Raw genomic sequence first — 15,327 nt, 5'->3', positions numbered from 1 at the left:
CTCACACTCCCGGGTGACAATGACCCGGTGACCAGCCCCGACACCCCCGGACTCGCCGCGCTGCGCCCCCGGCTCCCCTCGCCGTTGCAGGAGGTCGTGGACGGCCGGTTCGAGCGCCGGGGCGTGCGGCTGCTGCTGAAGCGGGACGATCTGATCCATCCGGAGCTGATCGGTAACAAGTGGCGCAAGCTCGCGCCGAACCTGACCGTGGCGGCCGGCCGGACCGTCGTCACCTTCGGCGGAGCCTGGTCCAACCATCTGCGCGCCACGGCCGCGGCCGGCCGGCTGCTCGGCATCCCCACGGTCGGTGTCGTCCGCGGTGACGAACTGGCCGGCCGGCCTCTCAACCCCTCACTGGCCCGCTGCACGGCCGACGGCATGCGGCTGCACTTCGTCGACAGGGCGATGTACCGCCGCAAAACCGAGCCGCCCGTCCTGGCCGGCATCCTGCGCGCGGCGGACGCCGAGGAGGCCTACGTCGTCCCCGAGGGCGGCAGCAATGCCGAGGCGGTGCGGGGCTGCCGGGCGCTCGGCACCGAGCTGCGCGGGCGCGCCGAGACCGTCGCCGTGGCCTGCGGCACCGGCGGCACGCTCGCGGGACTGGCCGCCGGCCTCGCTTGCGGCCAGCGCGCCCTGGGCGTGCCGGTGCTCAGGGGCGGCTTCCTGACCGCCGAGACGGAAGCCCTGCAGGGTGCGGCCTTCGGTGGTCGGCGCGGCACCTGGAGCCTGGACGACCGTTTCCACTGCGGGGGCTACGCGCGCGTGCCCGCCGAGCTCGACGCCTTCGCGGCGGACTTCGAGCAGCGGCACGGCCTGCCCGTCGAACGGCTTTACGTCGCCAAGCTGCTGTACGGGCTGGTCACCCTGGCCGGTGAAGGCGCCTTCGCGCGGGGGACGGCGGTGGCGGCCGTGGTCACCGGCCGCCCCTTCCCCTGAGGTGCCGCTCCGCTCCCCCTGAGGTATTGCTCCGTCGGAGGTGCCGCTCCGGCGTCACGCCGCCTCCCGGAAGGCCGCCGCCTCCTCCAGGTCCAGTCTGCGCAGCAGGGTCCGCAGCATCTCGTCGTCGATGTAGCGGGCGTCCCGGAGCTTGACGAACACCTCGCGCTCGGCACTGATCATCTCGCGCGCCAGCCGTCGGTAGGTGTCGTCGACGGACTCCCCGGTGATCGGGTTGGCCTGCCCGAGCCGCTCCCAGACGGCGTTGCGGCGGCGCTCCAGGACGATGCGCAGCCGGTCGGCGAGCGGGGCGGGCAGGGTGTTTCGCTCGTCGGTCAGGAGCTCGTCCAGGCGCCGTTCGGCGGCTCGGGAGGCCTGCGCCTGGGCGTTGGCCTCGGCGAGCGTCTCGGTCTGGGCTTCCCGCCCCGGGAGCTTCAGCAGCCGGATCAGCGGGGGCAGCGTCAGGCCCTGCACGACCAGAGTCCCGATGACCGTCGTGAAGGTCAGGAAGAGGATGAGGTTGCGCTGCGGGAAGGGCTCCTCACCGTCGTGCAGGGTGAGCGGGATCGAGAAGGCGATGGCCAGCGAGACCACGCCCCGCATCCCGGCCCACGCGATGACGAAAGGCCCCTTCCAGGTCGGGTCCTGCTCACGTTCCCGCACCCGGGCCGACAGCAGCCGCGGCAGGAAGGTGGCCGGGTATACCCAGACGAACCGGGCCGCGACGACGACCAGGAAGACGGCGGCCGCGTACCAGGCCGCCTCGACGCCCTCGTACTCGCCGAGGCCCTTGAGAACCACCGGGAGCTGCAGTCCGATCAGCGCGAAGACCGCCGACTCCAGGACGAAGGCGACCATCTTCCAGACCGCCTCCTCCTGCAGACGCGTGGCGAAATCGACCTCCCACGCGCGGTGCCCCAGGTAGAGCGCCACGACCACGACCGCGAGGACACCTGAGGCGTGCACCTGCTCGGCGACGGCGTACGCGACGAAGGGGATCAGCAGGGAGAGCGTGTTCTGCAGCAGCGCCTCCTTCACGTGCGTGCGCAGCCAGTGGATCGGTGCCATCAGCAGCAGGCCCACCACGACGCCGCCGATCGCCGCCAGCAGGAACTCGCCGATGCCCCCGGCCCAGGTCGCGCCCTCTCCGACGGCGGCGGCCAGGGCCACCCGGTAGGCGGTGATCGCGGTCGCGTCGTTCAGCAGGGACTCGCCCTGGAGGATCGTCGTGATCCGCGACGGCAGCCCGACCCGCCGGGCCACCGCCGTCGCCGCGACCGCGTCCGGGGGCGCCACCACCGCGCCGAAGACCAGGGCCGCGGTCAGCGGCATGTCCGGCACGATCACGTAGACGGCCCAGCCGACCACGAAGGTCGCGAACAGCACGTACCCGACGGACAGCATGGCGACCGGCCGCAGCTGCGCCCGCAGGTCGAGGTAGGAACTCTCGATGGCGGCCGTGTGCAGCAGCGGGGGCAGGATGAGCGGCAGCACGATGTGCGGGTCGAGCGTGTACTCGGGCACCCCGGGGACGTAGCTCACCGCCAGCCCCACGGCCACCAGCAGCAGCGGCGCCGGCACCGGGGTGCGCCGCGCCGCCGCGGCTATCGCGGCACTGCCCGCCACGAGCAGCAGCAGTGGCATCACGTCCATCGTTCTCGCCCGCCCTCGTTTTTCGACGCGGTCTTCCGCCCGACCGTCGTAACCTGGCAATCATGAAACAGTGCACGCACGCCGAGGCGCTGCCGCACCCCGAACCCGGCCCGCTCAGCGAGACGTGTCCGGAGTGCTTGGCGGAGGGCATGGATCCGGTGCAACTACGGCTGTGCCTCAGCTGCGGTCACGTCGGCTGCTGCGACTCCTCGCCAGGACGGCACGCGGCGGAGCATCATAAGGAGTCCGGTCACCCCGTGATGCGGACCCACGAACCCGGAGAGACCTGGCGTTGGTGCTTCGTCGACCATGTCCTGGTGTGACGCGACAGGACCCCGGCGCCGGACGGTTCGACCGTCTGACGTCTGGGTACGTCAACCCGGCGCGCGCTCTTCCCATTTGGGCCCGCCCAACCTCTAGACACGGAGCGTATCCACAGGTTTACTGTGAGTAACGACAAGGGGTTGGGGTCCCGGGGACAGGACCGTCAAGAGCGCGATAGCGTCACCGCTGAACCACGTATCGCGTTACCCCGGGGGGCGACCCTCGGCCCTGAAACGCTTGTACCACCATGGAGGTGAGGGTGTCCCAGATCGCAGGCGAGCCCGCGACCCAGGACTTCGTGGAAGTCCGGCTGCCGGCCGCGGGTGCCTACCTGTCGGTGCTGCGTACGGCCACGGCCGGTCTCGCGGCCCGTTTGGACTTCACCCTCGACGAGATCGAGGATTTGCGCATCGCGGTGGACGAGGCCTGCGCGATCCTGCTTCAGCAGGCCGTGCCCGGCTCGGTGCTCAGCTGTGTCTTCCGCCTCGTCGACGACTCGCTCGAGGTCACCGTCTCGGCACCCACCACGGATGGCCATGCCCCGTCGCGGGACACCTTCGCCTGGACGGTCCTGTCCGCCCTCGCGGGCAAGGTCTCCTCTGCCGTGGACAAGGACAAAACCGTTTCGATCAGCCTCTACAAACAGCGCGGCGCGGGACCCGGGCCGGCGTGAGGAGCGAGGACGGGCCGGTGCGGGACGAAGAGCGCGGCACACGAGAGCTGCCGGCCGGGGGCACGGGCACGAGCGGCCCGAGCGGCGCCCGGCGCATGGCGGACGGCATCGACGGCATCCCCGAGCAGGCCCGCCCGCACCCCGAGGACGACTCCACGGGGGCCGTCCTCCCGGGCGGCGGGCGGCCGGACCGGGACGGTGCCGTGCGGAGCGCGCCTCCGGGCGCGGGGGTCGCCGCATCCCCGGCCCAGGGGGGTCCCCCCACTCACGAGGAGTCGAGAGTGGCGGAGGAGGCGAGGGCTCGGGGAAGGGCGACGGGCGGGACGATGAGCGAGCACGAGCGAGACTCCGAGGATCAGGCGCCGCGCGCACACCACACATCAGGTGCGCAGCACGGCTCTCCGGACCGCAGCGGCGCGCGCGAGATGTTCCTCAAGCTGCGCACCCTGAGCAGCGGCAGCCCCGAGTACGCGGAGCTGCGCAACCAGCTGGTCCGGATGCATCTGCCGCTGGTGGAGCATCTCGCGCGCCGCTTCCGCAACCGCGGGGAGCCGCTGGACGACCTCACCCAGGTCGCAACCATCGGCCTCATCAAGTCGGTGGACCGATTCGACCCGGACCGCGGCGTGGAGTTCTCGACGTACGCGACTCCGACGGTCGTCGGCGAGATCAAGCGGCATTTCCGCGACAAAGGCTGGGCGGTGCGCGTGCCGCGCCGGCTGCAGGAGCTGCGCCTGGCGCTGACCACGGCCACGGCCGAGCTCTCGCAGCTGCACGGTCGCTCTCCCACGGTCCACGAGCTCGCCGAGAAGCTGGCGATCTCGGAGGAGGAGGTCCTGGAGGGCCTGGAGTCCGCCAACGCGTACTCCACGCTGTCCCTGGACGTCCCCGACACCGACGACGAGTCCCCGGCGGTCGCGGACACCCTCGGCGCTGAGGACGAGGCGCTGGAGGGCGTGGAGTACCGGGAGTCCCTCAAGCCGCTGCTGGAGGATCTCCCGCCGCGTGAGAAGCGGATTCTGCTGCTGCGGTTCTTCGGCAACATGACCCAGTCGCAGATCGCGCAGGAGGTCGGCATCTCGCAGATGCACGTCTCCCGGCTGCTGGCGCGCACGCTGGCGCAGCTGCGGGAGAAGCTCCTCGTCGAGGAGTGACGGCTACTTCTCCACGTTGCCGGCGTTGCCGGGCCCGCGGATCCCGAGGGCCCGGGTCGTCTCGGGGTTCACCAACAGGACGAGCGACGCTACGGCCACGACGGCGAGGGCGATCCCAGCCGGAATGGCCATGCTGTCGGCCTGCAGCAGGTTGTAGGCCACCGGCAGCGCCATGAGCTGGGTGATGACGGCCGGGCCGCGGCTCCAGCTGCGGCGGCCGAGCAGCCCGCGCGCGGCGAGCAGGGGCAGCAGCGCGAGCACGACCAGCGTGATGCCTCCGGTCACTGCCTGCTGCCGGTCGTCCGGATGGCCCGTGAGGCCGAGGACGAGGATCCAGACGCCTCCGACGACCAGTGCGAGCCCCTCCAGTGCGGCCAGCAGCGCGGCGTACGTCAGACGCCGGGGGCGGGGGCCGGTGGCTTCCTCGGTGGTGGGGGTCTGCTCACTGCTCACCCCTGAAGAGTAGCGCCCGTCGTACACGCCCCCCGGGGTGCGGTTCACCTCTGCTCTCTTACCTGATCACTACCTCGGTATGGGCCCGGTACCACCCAGTAGGTACGCTGCCAGTCATGCGTGCACTTCTCGTGGTCAATCCGGCGGCAACCACTACGAGTGCGCGCACACGCGACGTACTGATCCATGCGCTCGCCAGCGAGATGAAGCTGGAGGCGGTCACCACCGAGTACCGCGGTCACGCGCGCGACCTGGGCCGGCAGGCGGCGGACAGCGACGACATCGACCTGGTGGTGGCCCTCGGCGGCGACGGCACGGTCAACGAAGTGGTCAACGGCCTGCTGCACGCCGGCCCCGCTCCGGAGCAGCTGCCCGGCCTCGCCGTGGTCCCGGGCGGCTCCACCAACGTCTTCGCCCGCGCCCTGGGCCTGCCCAATGACGCCGTGGAGGCCACCGGCGCCCTGCTGGACGCCCTGCGCGACGGCAGCGAACGGACCGTCGGCCTCGGACTGACCTCGGGCACTCCGGGCACGGAGGACGAGGCGGTGCCGTCCCGCTGGTTCACCTTCAACGCGGGACTCGGCTTCGACGCCGGTGTGGTGGGTCGTGTGGAGCAGCATCGCGAGCGCGGCCGGAAATCCACACACGCTCTCTACGTGCGCCAGGTCATACGCCAGCTCCTCGGCGAACCGAATCGCCGCAACGGGACGATCACGCTGGAGCGGGCCGGCGAGGATCCGGTCACTGATCTGGTGCTGTCCATAGTCTCGAACACCTCGCCATGGACGTTTCTGGGGAATCGCCCGATCTACGCGGCGCCTAAAGCCTCGTTCGATACCGGCCTCGATCTCTTCGGTCTCAGCCGTCTGTCCACCGCGGCTGTTGCCCGGTATGGCACCCAGTTGCTCACTTCGTCCCCCGAGCGCGGACCCCATGGCAAGCACGCCACCTCTCTGCATGACTTGACAGAGTTCACCTTGCATTCGAAGGTCCCGCTCCCCCTCCAGATGGACGGTGACCACCTGGGGCTGCGGACTAGCGTGACGTTCACAGGCGTACGCCGTGCACTGCGTGTGATTGTGTGAGCAGAACTGGCTAAAGTCCTTTCACTCGAACGTTTAGGCCAGGATCCACCCCATGGAAGTACGGCTGTGACCTAGTCGACACCGAAGAATCAAAAAAAACTTTCCAGAAGGGGTTGTATCCGCCGCTGAGGTTTGCGAGTCTCTACGTGGCGATCGAGACGGCCCGCAACACCGGCCTCCACTGATCACCAGAACCCCTCTTCACATCACAGGACCTTCGCCGGGGAACCTGGCAGTCGGCCCTTCACTTGTTGAGGGATTCGTGAAAGCGTTCACATTCACAAGCAAACCTGCACGTAATACCAAGGAGAGGTAGCAGCCATGGACTGGCGTCACAACGCCGTTTGCCGCGAGGAAGACCCCGAGCTCTTCTTCCCCATCGGCAACACCGGTCCTGCGCTGCTGCAGATCGAGGAAGCCAAGGCCGTCTGCCGTCGCTGCCCGGTGATCGAGCAGTGCCTGCAGTGGGCGCTCGAGTCCGGCCAGGACTCCGGCGTCTGGGGTGGTCTCAGCGAGGACGAGCGCCGCGCGATGAAGCGCCGCGCCGCCCGCAACCGGGCCCGTCAGGCCTCCGCCTGACAACCCACCCCTGCTGACAGCCTGAGCTTGGCGGCGCGTGTGCCTTACGGCATTACTTCGTAGACAGCGAGTACGCATCTCCCGCCCCCGAGCCGCAGCGCGCAGTTCCCCCGATGCGCTTAGTTAAGCAGCAACGAGCTTTAGCCCCGGGCCACTTGGTGGCCCGGGGCTCATTGCTTTTCCGGCCCCCGTTCCGAGGCTCGGGCTCCACTACTTCTGCGACCGCACCGGGATGTCGAGGATCACGCGGGTGCCGCGCTCCGGAGCCGGGACCATGTCGAAGGTGCCGCCCAACTCCCCCTCCACCAGGGTCCGCACGATCTGCAGGCCGAGATTGCCTGCGGTGTGCGGATCGAACCCTTCCGGCAGGCCGACCCCGTCGTCCTGGACCGTGACCAGCAGTCGGGCCTCCTTGCTCGTGCCGCCGCGGACCGCCGAGACCTCGACCGTGCCGGTGTCGCCCTCACGGAAACCGTGCTCCAGCGCGTTCTGCAGCACCTCGGTCAGCACCATCGACAGCGGCGTCGCGACCTCGGCGTCCAGGATGCCGAAGCGTCCGGTGCGCCGGCCGGCGACCTTGCCCGGGGAGATCTCCGCGACCATGGCCAGCACACGGTCGGCGATGTCGTCGAACTCCACCCGCTCGTCCAGGTTCTGGGAGAGCGTCTCATGCACGATCGCAATCGATCCGACACGCCGTACCGCCTCTTCGAGGGCCTCACGCCCGCGGTCGGACTCGATGCGCCGGGCCTGGAGGCGGAGCAGCGCCGCCACCGTCTGGAGGTTGTTCTTGACGCGGTGGTGGATCTCCCGGATCGTCGCGTCCTTGGTGATCAACTCGCGCTCTCGTCGACGCAGTTCGGTGACGTCCCGGAGCAGGACGAGGGAACCGATGCGGGTGCCCTTCGGTTTGAGCGGGATCGCACGGAACTGGATGACCCCGTCACTGGCCTCGATCTCGAACTCGCGCGGCGCCCAGCCGCTGGCGACCTTGGCCAGCGCCTCGTCCACCGGGCCCCGGGTCGGGGCGAGTTCGGCGGTGGTCTTGCCCAGGTGCTGGCCGACGAGGTCGGAGGCGAGGCCGAGCCGGTGGTAGGCGGACAGGGCGTTCGGCGAGGCGTACTGGACGATGGCGTCGGCGTCGAGCCGGATCAGGCCGTCGCCCACACGGGGCGAGGCGTCCATGTCGAGCTGCTGGTTCGCGAACGGGAAGGACCCGGCCGCGATCATCTGCGCGAGGTCGGAGGCGCTCTGCAGATAGGTGAGCTCCAGGCGGCTCGGGGTGCGCACGGTGAGGAGATTGGTGTTGCGCGCGATGACGCCGAGGACGCGTCCTTCCCGCCGTACGGGGATCGACTCGACCCGGACGGGCACCTCCTCGCGCCACTCGGGGTCGCCCTCGCGCACGATGCGGCCCTCGTCGAGAGCTACGTCCAGCATCGGGCGGCGGCCGCGCGGGACGAGGTGGCCCACCATGTCGTCCTGGTACGAGGTCGGGCCGGTGTTGGGCCGCATCTGTGCGACCGAGACGTACCGGGCACCGTCGCTGGTGGGGACCCACAGGACCAGGTCGGCGAAGGAGAGGTCGGAGAGCAGCTGCCACTCCGAGACCAGCAGGTGCAGCCACTCGAGGTCCGTGTCGTCGAGGGCGGTGTGCTGGCGTACGAGTTCGTTCATGGAGGGCACGTCTGCGAGCGTACCCGGGCGTTCGTACGGCCCTGAAACACCCGCGGGCCGCGGCGCCTGAGAGGGACCCTCAACCCTCCCGGCACCGCAGCCCGGAGCAGCATCGGCCGTGGGGTGTGCGGTCCCGGTCGGCCGAGGATGAGGAGCCGGGGCAGTCAGGGCAGAGAGCCTCGGTTCCTCGGTCCGTCTTCCTGTGCGGGGAAGACGGAGGCTGGTGCGCGTTGCACACGCGCTCTCGTTACGCATTGTGGACTAGACCACTTATGGGTGTCCATGCGTTGGAGGCTGTTCGTTGTTGTCATTTCTGCGACGGCGTCGGACGCCCTGTCGTCCAGCAGGCAGCCTAACCCGTGTGGGTTCCTGTGCGGGGCCAGATGGACAGGGCAATTTCCGCGACCGCCTCCAGTTCCTCCCGGCTCGCCCCGTCGCGTGCCTGTTGTGACATGCCCTGGATCATCGCTCCGGTGTGCCGGGCCAGGGCGGCGGCGTCGGTGGTCGGCGGCAGCGCCCCGGCGGCGACATCCGCCCTGATGCGACTCTCGAACGCGGCGATGTTGGCGTTGCGGCGGTCCCGCAGCGACTCCTCCACCTCGGGGGTCGAGCAGTTCGTGGCGGCGTGGACGACGAGGCAGCCGTGCGGGTGGCCGGGTTCCGTGTACGCGGTGGCGGCCTCGCGCAGGGCGCGCTCGACGGCGGCCCGCGCGGTGGGCTCCTCGGTGAGGGCGCGGTCGGTGAAGGATCCGTACCTCGTGCCGTACATGCGGACGACCTCTTCGAAGAGGGACCGCTTGTCACCGAAGGCCGCGTACAGGCTGGGGGCTCCGATGTCCATGACGCGGGTGAGGTCGGAGACGGACGTGGCCTCGTAGCCGTGCTCCCAGAAGGCGAGGAGGGCCTTCTCCAGCGCGGTCTCGCGATCGAAGGAGCGGGGGCGGCCGCGGGACTTGGTCCTGGCCTTGCCGCCGCCGGCAGTTCCCTCGGCGGCTCCCGCGTTCGCGGCGTCAGACCCCGTCCGGGCCTTCGCGACTGCGTCGTCGTTCACCATGGGGTGCATTTTATAGCGGACACTAGAGAAATGAAGCCGGGCTGTTGTACGGTCATTTCTGTATCGATCGCTAGATAAATGAGGAGGGGGGCCGCCATGGGCGTGCTCACGGGCAGGACGGCACTCGTCACGGGGGCGAGCAGGGGCATCGGGCGAGGAATCGCCGAGCGGCTGGGGCGCGACGGCGCCCGGGTCGCGGTGCACTACGGCAGGAACGAGACCGCGGCGAAGGAGACGGTCGCGGCGATCGAAAGGGCCGGGGGCTCGGCGTTCGCGATGGGCGTCGAGCTCGGGGTACCGGGGGACGCCCAGGCGCTGTGGGAGGAGTTCGACCGGCACGCGGACGGGCTGGACATCCTGGTGAACAACGCGGCGATCGGCAACACGCGGCCGATCCAGGAGCTGGAGGAGCGGGAGTACGACAAGGCCTTCGCGGTGAATGTGAAGGCGCCGTTCTTCATCCTCAAGCACGGCATGACCCGCCTGCGGGACGGTGGCCGGGTCGTCAACATCTCGTCGGGGCTGGCCCGGACGGCGGTGATGCCGGACAACATGGCGTACGCGATGACGAAGGGCGCGCTGGACGTCTTCTCGCGCGACCTGTCCAAGGTGCTGGGGAGCCGGGGCATCACGGTGAACTCGGTGGCCCCGGGGATCATCGACACCGACAACACGGCAGCCCTGCTGCACGGCAGCCCCGACGGCTGGGCGAAGGCCGCGGCGATATCGGCGCTGGGCGGCGTGGGCGAACCCGCCGAGGTCGCCGACGTGGTGGCTTTCCTGGTGTCGGACGGAGGGCGGTGGGTGACGGGTAGCTGGGTGGATGTGACGGGGGGCTCGCTCACTTAGGAGTCCTGCCACTATGCCCGTCCGGGTCGCGCGGCCTGATGAGACGCTCATGGTGAATGGACCCCTTAGCCACTGCCGGCGAGCCAAGGAGGAGGGCATTGGCTGCGGAGGCCAGGTCGGGGCGTTGTGGGAGCGGTGACCAGCCCTTGCCGCGACGGCCGTGGCGTCCAGGAGCCCATGATGACGCCCGAAGCTCCCCGCCTCAGCGAGTCTCCGTCACCTTCGCCAGCGCCCGGGGCGCGTCCGGGTCCTGGCCCCGGGCGATGGTGACCTCGTAGGCGAGGAGCTGGAGCGGGATGATCTCCAGCATGGGCTGGACCTCCTCGGCCACGTTGTCCGTGGGCAGGACGAAGCCGGCCGATGCCTGCCCGACCTGGTGGCTGGGGCCGATGACGACGAGGTCGGCGCCGCGGCCGCGCAACCGGTCCAGGACGGGCTGGAGCGCTTCGCCGCCCCTGCCGTCGGTGACCACGGCGATGACCGGGGAGACGTTGTCGACCATGGCGAGCGGTCCGTGCAGCAGGTCCGCGCCGGAGTAGGAGAGGGCGGGGATGTAGCTGGTCTCCATCAGCTTGAGGGCGGCCTCCTTGGCCGTGGGGTAGCCGTAGCCGCGGGACGTGATCACCATGCGCTCGGCGAAGCGGTAGCGGGCGGCGAGGGTGCGCACCTCGTCCTGCCGGGCGAGCAACTGCTCGGCGAGATCCGGCAGCATCTGCGCAGGCGCGCCGTCGCCGCCGCGCAAGCCCTCGACGAAGAGGTAGAGAGCGAGGAGGGAGGCGGTGTAGGTCTTGGTCGCGGGGAGAGCCTTCTCCGGCCCGGCCATGATGTCGATGTGGTACTCGGAGACGCCGGCGAGCGGTGAGTCCGGGTTGTTGGTGACGGCCAGCGTGATCGCGCCGGCCTCGCGGGCGGCCCGGGTGGAGGCGACCAGGTCCGGGGAACCGCCCGACTGGCTGACGGTGACGACGAGGACGTCGGTGAGGTCGGGCCGGGCGCCGTAGGCCGTGGTGGTGGACATCGAGGTGAGTCCGCAGGGCAGGCCGAGCCGGATCTCCAGGAGGTACTTGGCGTACAGGGCGGCGTTGTCCGAGGTGCCGCGGGCGGTCAGCAGCACGAAGCGGGGCGCGCGGGCGGCGATCCGACGGGCGACGTCCTGGATGGCGGGGGCACCCTCGGACAGGATCCGGCGCAGGACGGCGGGCTGCTCTGCCATCTCACGGGCCATGGTCCGGCCCGGGAGCTCGCTGAGGGGGTCCGGTGTGGCGGCGGCGGTCATGGCGGGTCCTTCCAGGGGCGGGCCGGGCGGCTGCAGACCCCATTCCACTCCCCCGGGCCGGGCAACGCCCACCAGGGGCCTCAAATCCACACCCCGCGCCTGGCGCGGAACGGCAGGGCCGCCCCCTGGCCCACTGCCCGCACCATGGCCGGAGCCGCAGAGTCACCCCTTGCCCCACTCCCCGCACCATCTCCGGAGCGACGAAGTTCACCCCTCGGCGGCCCGGTCGCCACGTCGGCGCTGCCCGTCTGGGAGCGGCGGTTCCCACCCTGGGAGGGACGGGACCGCTCTGTTAGATTGGTCTAAACCACACGACCCCTTCCGGGTCCGGTCCCAGTTGAGCACTCCTCTCAGATCGGCAGGCCCAGCGTGGAAGTTGTCATCGTTCCGGACGCCAAGGCCGGCGGCGAGCTCATCGCCGGGGCCATGGCCCAGCTGCTTCGCCGCAAGCCCGGCGCCCTGCTCGGCGTGGCCACCGGCTCGACGCCGCTGCCCGTGTACGAGGCGCTGGCGGCGAAGGTGCGTTCCGGCGCCGTGGACGTCGGGCGGGCGCGGATCGCGCAACTCGACGAGTACGTGGGGCTGCCCGCCGATCATCCGGAGTCGTACCGCTCGGTGCTGCGGCGCGAGGTGCTGGAGCCGCTCGGGATCGGAATGGACCAGTTCACGGGCCCGGACGGCTCGGCGGAAGACGTACAGGGGGCGTGCGAGGCGTATGACAAGGCGCTGTCGGACGCCGGGGGTGTGGACCTTCAGCTGCTCGGGATCGGGACCGACGGGCACATAGGGTTCAACGAGCCGTGCTCGTCGCTGGCTTCGCGGACGCGGATCAAGACGCTGACCGAGCAGACCCGGATCGACAACGCGCGCTTCTTCGACGGTGACATCGACCAGGTGCCGCACCACGTGATCACGCAGGGCATCGGCACCATCCTGGAGGCCCGGCATCTGGTGCTGCTCGCCACCGGCGAGGGCAAGGCGGACGCGGTCGCGGCGACGGTGGAAGGGCCGATCGCCGCGGTGTGCCCCGCGTCCGCGCTCCAGCTCCACCCGCATGCCACCGTCGTCGTGGACGAGGCCGCCGCGTCGAAGCTGAAGCTGGCGGACTACTTCCGGCACACCTACACCAACAAGCCGGAGTGGCAGGGAATCTGAACCCTCCGGCCGGCCCGGGCAGCGCCGTGGCTCCCCTGCGCCCCGACCCGAGCGACGGTACTAGCGGCCCAGGGCGCCGGGCTCCAGTACGCCGTCGTCGGCCGGCTCGTTCTGGGCGTGCCAGCCGGCCACCCACAGGGGCATCACCCGGTGGGCGACGAGGACGGCGATGAGCAGGGGTGCCGCATAGGCCTTCGGGGCGTCTCCGGCGGCCCCGCCCATGATCAGCAGGGTGACCGCCACTGCCGCGAGGAGCAGCGTCGTCAAGCGGTGGGCCCGGGCCAGGACGCGGCTGCGTTCTGCCGACTGGCGTTCGTCCAGGACGTGTTCGCGCAGTTCCAGCAGGCCTCGGGTGGCGCCGTTGATCACGCCGGTCAAGACCATCCAGGGCAACAGCAGCACCGCCATCACGGCCACGGTCCACAGCGGCTCGCCCTCGGCGAGGAACATGTGGGCCATCAGACCGCCGATGGCCAGGGTGAGGGCGACATGGCCGCTGACGGCCAGGCGACGGCGTGCTGCCGTGGCGTACCAGGCCGCTGCGCGGCGGTCGTTCATCAGCCGCAGCATGCCCCGGTCGTAGCGGGTCAGGCGTGTCGTCGTCATGGCTGTTTCCTCCCGTAGACCTCGTCCGTGAGCGGCCGGAACGGTTCGAGGGAGAACAGGGCCTCGACCGGCAGACCGAAGAACTTCGCGATCTTCAGCGCCAGGTCGAGGCTCGGGTTGTACTGCCCCCGCTCGATGTAGCCGATGGTCTGGTAGTGGGCCCCCACTGCCTCGGCCAGGCTCTGGCGCGACACCTTGTGTTCGGCGCGCACCACGGCCAACCTGTTGTGCACCTGCTCGCTCATGTATAAGAAGTACTACATCTGGTGGCAGGCTTACAACCACGCTCATCGAAGAGGGGTTGCAGCGTGCTTCAGCGGCCCATGGCTCCGGCGATCACCTCGGCCGCCGCCCGGCCGCAGACGCGGGCCGCGCCGTGGGTGGCGATGTGCAGGGCGCCGCGGGGGGCTGCCTGGGGGACGCCCATCTCGACGACGACGGTGTCGGGGCGGGCGGCCAGCAGGGTGTCGAGGGCGGAGGCCATCCAGGGGTGACGGTGTTCGTCCCGGACGACGGCAACGATGCGGCGCGGTCCGGCGGCCTGGAGGGCTGCGCGGCCGGCGTTCTCCCCGGCCTCGCTCTCCGGGCCGTCCCCGGCGGCGAAGCTGCCGGTCACGGTGCCGGGCAGGAGGTGGATGAGCTCGGCGGCGACGCCCCAGGGCGTCTCGTCGCCGACGGCGATGTTGGCGACCGGGGTGAGGGCGGCGACGTAGGGCGGTTCGGTGAGGGGCTTGAAGGCCGCGGGGTCGCCGAGGCCGGGCGCGGCGGTCACGGTGAGAGCGCGGCGGGCGGCGTGCAGGCCGATCTCGGTGCCGTGGGTGTCGTCGGCCGGGTGGCCCGCCGTGCCCGCCCAGCGGGCCAGTGCCCGCACCCGGTCGGCGGCCTCGGCGAGGCGCTCCTCCGGGAGTTCGCCCGAGCGCACGGCCGAGACCAGGGCGTCCCGCAGGCGCAGTACGGTCGCGTCGTCGGCGAGACCGCCGCCCACGCAGATCGCGTCGGCGCCCGCGGCGATGGCGAGGACGCTGCCGCGTTCGATGCCGTAGGTGCCGGCGATGGCGCGCATCTCCATGCCGTCGGTGACGATGAGGCCGTCGTAGCCGAGTTCGTCGCGGAGCAGGCCGGTGAGGATGCGGCGGGAGAGGGTGGCCGGGCGGTCGGGGTCCAGCGCGGGGACCAGGATGTGGGCGCTCATGACGGCCCGGGTGCCGGCGGCGATGGCGGCGCGGAAGGGGGTCAGTTCGCGATCGGCCAGTACCTCGGGTGAGACGTCGATGCGCGGCAGGGCGTGGTGGGAGTCGACGGCCGTGTCGCCGTGGCCCGGGAAGTGCTTGGTGCAGGCGGCGACCCCGGCGGACTGCAGACCCGTCACATAGGCGGCGGTGTGCCGGGCGGCCAGGCCGGTGTCGGCGCCGAAGGAGCGGACACCGATGACCGGGTTGCGCGGGTCGGAGTTGACGTCGGCGGACGGGGCCCAGTTGAGGTTGACGCCGCAGGCGGCGAGGCGGCGGCCCAGCTCGTGGGCGACCTGGTGGGTCAGCTGCACGTCGTCGACCGCGCCGAGGGCGTGGTTGCCCGGGAAGGAGGAGCCGTTGCGCACCTCCAGGCGGGTCACGTCGCCGCCCTCCTCGTCGATGGCGACGAGGACGTCGTCGCGCTCGGCCCGCAGCTGTGCGGTCAGGGCGGCCAGTTGGCCGGGTGAGGCGATGTTGCGGCCGAACAGTCCGACGGAGGCGAGGCCCTCACCGAGGCGGCGCAGCAGCCAGTCGGGGGCGGTGGTGCCGGTGAAGCCGGGCTGGAGGACGGTCAGGGCGTCGCGGGTGAGTGTGTCGGTGCCGCTGGCGAGTGTCGTCATC

The 15,327-nt window shown here is 70.8% G+C and carries 16 protein-coding genes; 8 read left to right on the top strand and 8 right to left on the bottom strand.

Going from position 1 to position 15,327, the window contains the following annotated elements:
- Positions 1-27: 27 nt before the first annotated feature.
- Positions 28-936 (top strand): 1-aminocyclopropane-1-carboxylate deaminase/D-cysteine desulfhydrase, encoded by a 909-nt coding sequence (locus A4E84_RS26940; protein WP_062929013.1) that lies wholly within the window; start codon positions 28-30, stop codon positions 934-936.
- A gap of 54 nt (positions 937-990) precedes the next feature.
- On the opposite strand, the gene A4E84_RS26935 is transcribed toward A4E84_RS26940, so the two are convergent.
- Entirely contained in the window at positions 991-2,589 is a 1,599-nt protein-coding gene (locus A4E84_RS26935; RefSeq protein ID WP_062929012.1) for a Na+/H+ antiporter, read from the bottom strand.
- Between the two features lie 62 nt (positions 2,590-2,651).
- On the opposite strand from A4E84_RS26935, the gene A4E84_RS41235 reads away from it, so the two are divergent.
- From A4E84_RS41235 to A4E84_RS26925, 3 genes are all read left to right on the top strand, one after another.
- Positions 2,652-2,912 carry a UBP-type zinc finger domain-containing protein gene (locus A4E84_RS41235; RefSeq protein WP_079129131.1) on the top strand — a complete coding sequence of 87 codons (261 nt, stop codon included), beginning with the start codon at positions 2,652-2,654 and terminating at the stop codon, positions 2,910-2,912.
- Positions 2,913-3,172: 260 nt separating this feature from the next.
- Positions 3,173-3,586, top strand: a complete 414-nt coding sequence (locus A4E84_RS26930; protein WP_003992877.1) for an ATP-binding protein — start codon at positions 3,173-3,175, stop codon at positions 3,584-3,586.
- Between the two features lie 17 nt (positions 3,587-3,603).
- Positions 3,604-4,740, top strand: coding sequence for an RNA polymerase sigma factor SigF (locus A4E84_RS26925; protein ID WP_079129130.1), 1,137 nt, complete (start codon positions 3,604-3,606; stop codon positions 4,738-4,740).
- Between the two features lie 3 nt (positions 4,741-4,743).
- On the opposite strand, the gene A4E84_RS26920 is transcribed toward A4E84_RS26925, so the two are convergent.
- Positions 4,744-5,193: a hypothetical protein gene (locus A4E84_RS26920; protein ID WP_062931632.1), complete on the bottom strand. Its 450-nt coding sequence runs from the start codon at positions 5,191-5,193 to the stop codon at positions 4,744-4,746.
- Positions 5,194-5,309: 116 nt separating this feature from the next.
- On the opposite strand from A4E84_RS26920, the gene A4E84_RS26915 reads away from it, so the two are divergent.
- A complete protein-coding gene (locus tag A4E84_RS26915; RefSeq protein ID WP_062929011.1) occupies positions 5,310-6,278 on the top strand; it encodes a diacylglycerol/lipid kinase family protein in 969 nt (322 codons plus the stop codon).
- Between the two features lie 321 nt (positions 6,279-6,599).
- Positions 6,600-6,857 carry a WhiB family transcriptional regulator gene (locus A4E84_RS26910; RefSeq protein ID WP_003992873.1) on the top strand — a complete coding sequence of 86 codons (258 nt, stop codon included), beginning with the start codon at positions 6,600-6,602 and terminating at the stop codon, positions 6,855-6,857.
- Positions 6,858-7,067: 210 nt separating this feature from the next.
- On the opposite strand, the gene A4E84_RS26905 is transcribed toward A4E84_RS26910, so the two are convergent.
- Together A4E84_RS26905 and A4E84_RS26900 are read right to left on the bottom strand one after the other, a co-directional pair.
- Positions 7,068-8,534, bottom strand: coding sequence for a sensor histidine kinase (locus A4E84_RS26905; protein ID WP_062929010.1), 1,467 nt, complete (start codon positions 8,532-8,534; stop codon positions 7,068-7,070).
- Positions 8,535-8,886: 352 nt separating this feature from the next.
- Positions 8,887-9,588, bottom strand: coding sequence for a TetR/AcrR family transcriptional regulator (locus tag A4E84_RS26900; RefSeq protein WP_062929009.1), 702 nt, complete (start codon positions 9,586-9,588; stop codon positions 8,887-8,889).
- A gap of 96 nt (positions 9,589-9,684) precedes the next feature.
- Between A4E84_RS26900 and A4E84_RS26895 the strand changes: the two genes are divergently transcribed.
- Entirely contained in the window at positions 9,685-10,437 is a 753-nt protein-coding gene (locus A4E84_RS26895; protein ID WP_062929008.1) for an SDR family oxidoreductase, read from the top strand.
- A gap of 202 nt (positions 10,438-10,639) precedes the next feature.
- On the opposite strand, the gene A4E84_RS26890 is transcribed toward A4E84_RS26895, so the two are convergent.
- Entirely contained in the window at positions 10,640-11,713 is a 1,074-nt protein-coding gene (locus tag A4E84_RS26890; RefSeq protein ID WP_062929007.1) for an SIS domain-containing protein, read from the bottom strand.
- 369 nt (positions 11,714-12,082) lie between these two features.
- Here A4E84_RS26890 and nagB point away from each other — a divergent pair, with 369 nt between their 5' ends.
- Positions 12,083-12,868 (top strand): glucosamine-6-phosphate deaminase, encoded by a 786-nt coding sequence (gene nagB / locus A4E84_RS26885; protein WP_062929006.1) that lies wholly within the window; start codon positions 12,083-12,085, stop codon positions 12,866-12,868.
- Positions 12,869-12,928: 60 nt separating this feature from the next.
- On the opposite strand, the gene A4E84_RS26880 is transcribed toward nagB, so the two are convergent.
- The 3 genes from A4E84_RS26880 to A4E84_RS26870 form a co-directional block, all read right to left on the bottom strand.
- Positions 12,929-13,474 carry a hypothetical protein gene (locus A4E84_RS26880; RefSeq protein WP_062929005.1) on the bottom strand — a complete coding sequence of 182 codons (546 nt, stop codon included), beginning with the start codon at positions 13,472-13,474 and terminating at the stop codon, positions 12,929-12,931.
- Positions 13,471-13,719: a helix-turn-helix transcriptional regulator gene (locus A4E84_RS26875; protein WP_062929004.1), complete on the bottom strand. Its 249-nt coding sequence runs from the start codon at positions 13,717-13,719 to the stop codon at positions 13,471-13,473. Before A4E84_RS26875 ends, A4E84_RS26880 begins: the two co-directional genes overlap by 4 nt.
- Before the next feature lie 68 nt (positions 13,720-13,787).
- Positions 13,788-15,326, bottom strand: a complete 1,539-nt coding sequence (locus tag A4E84_RS26870; RefSeq protein WP_062929003.1) for a glycoside hydrolase family 3 protein — start codon at positions 15,324-15,326, stop codon at positions 13,788-13,790.
- Position 15,327: the final 1 nt, after the last annotated feature.

Source organism: Streptomyces qaidamensis, assembly GCF_001611795.1.
GTDB classification, from domain to species: domain Bacteria; phylum Actinomycetota; class Actinomycetes; order Streptomycetales; family Streptomycetaceae; genus Streptomyces; species Streptomyces qaidamensis.
This window is presented reverse-complemented; position numbering and strand designations above follow the sequence as displayed.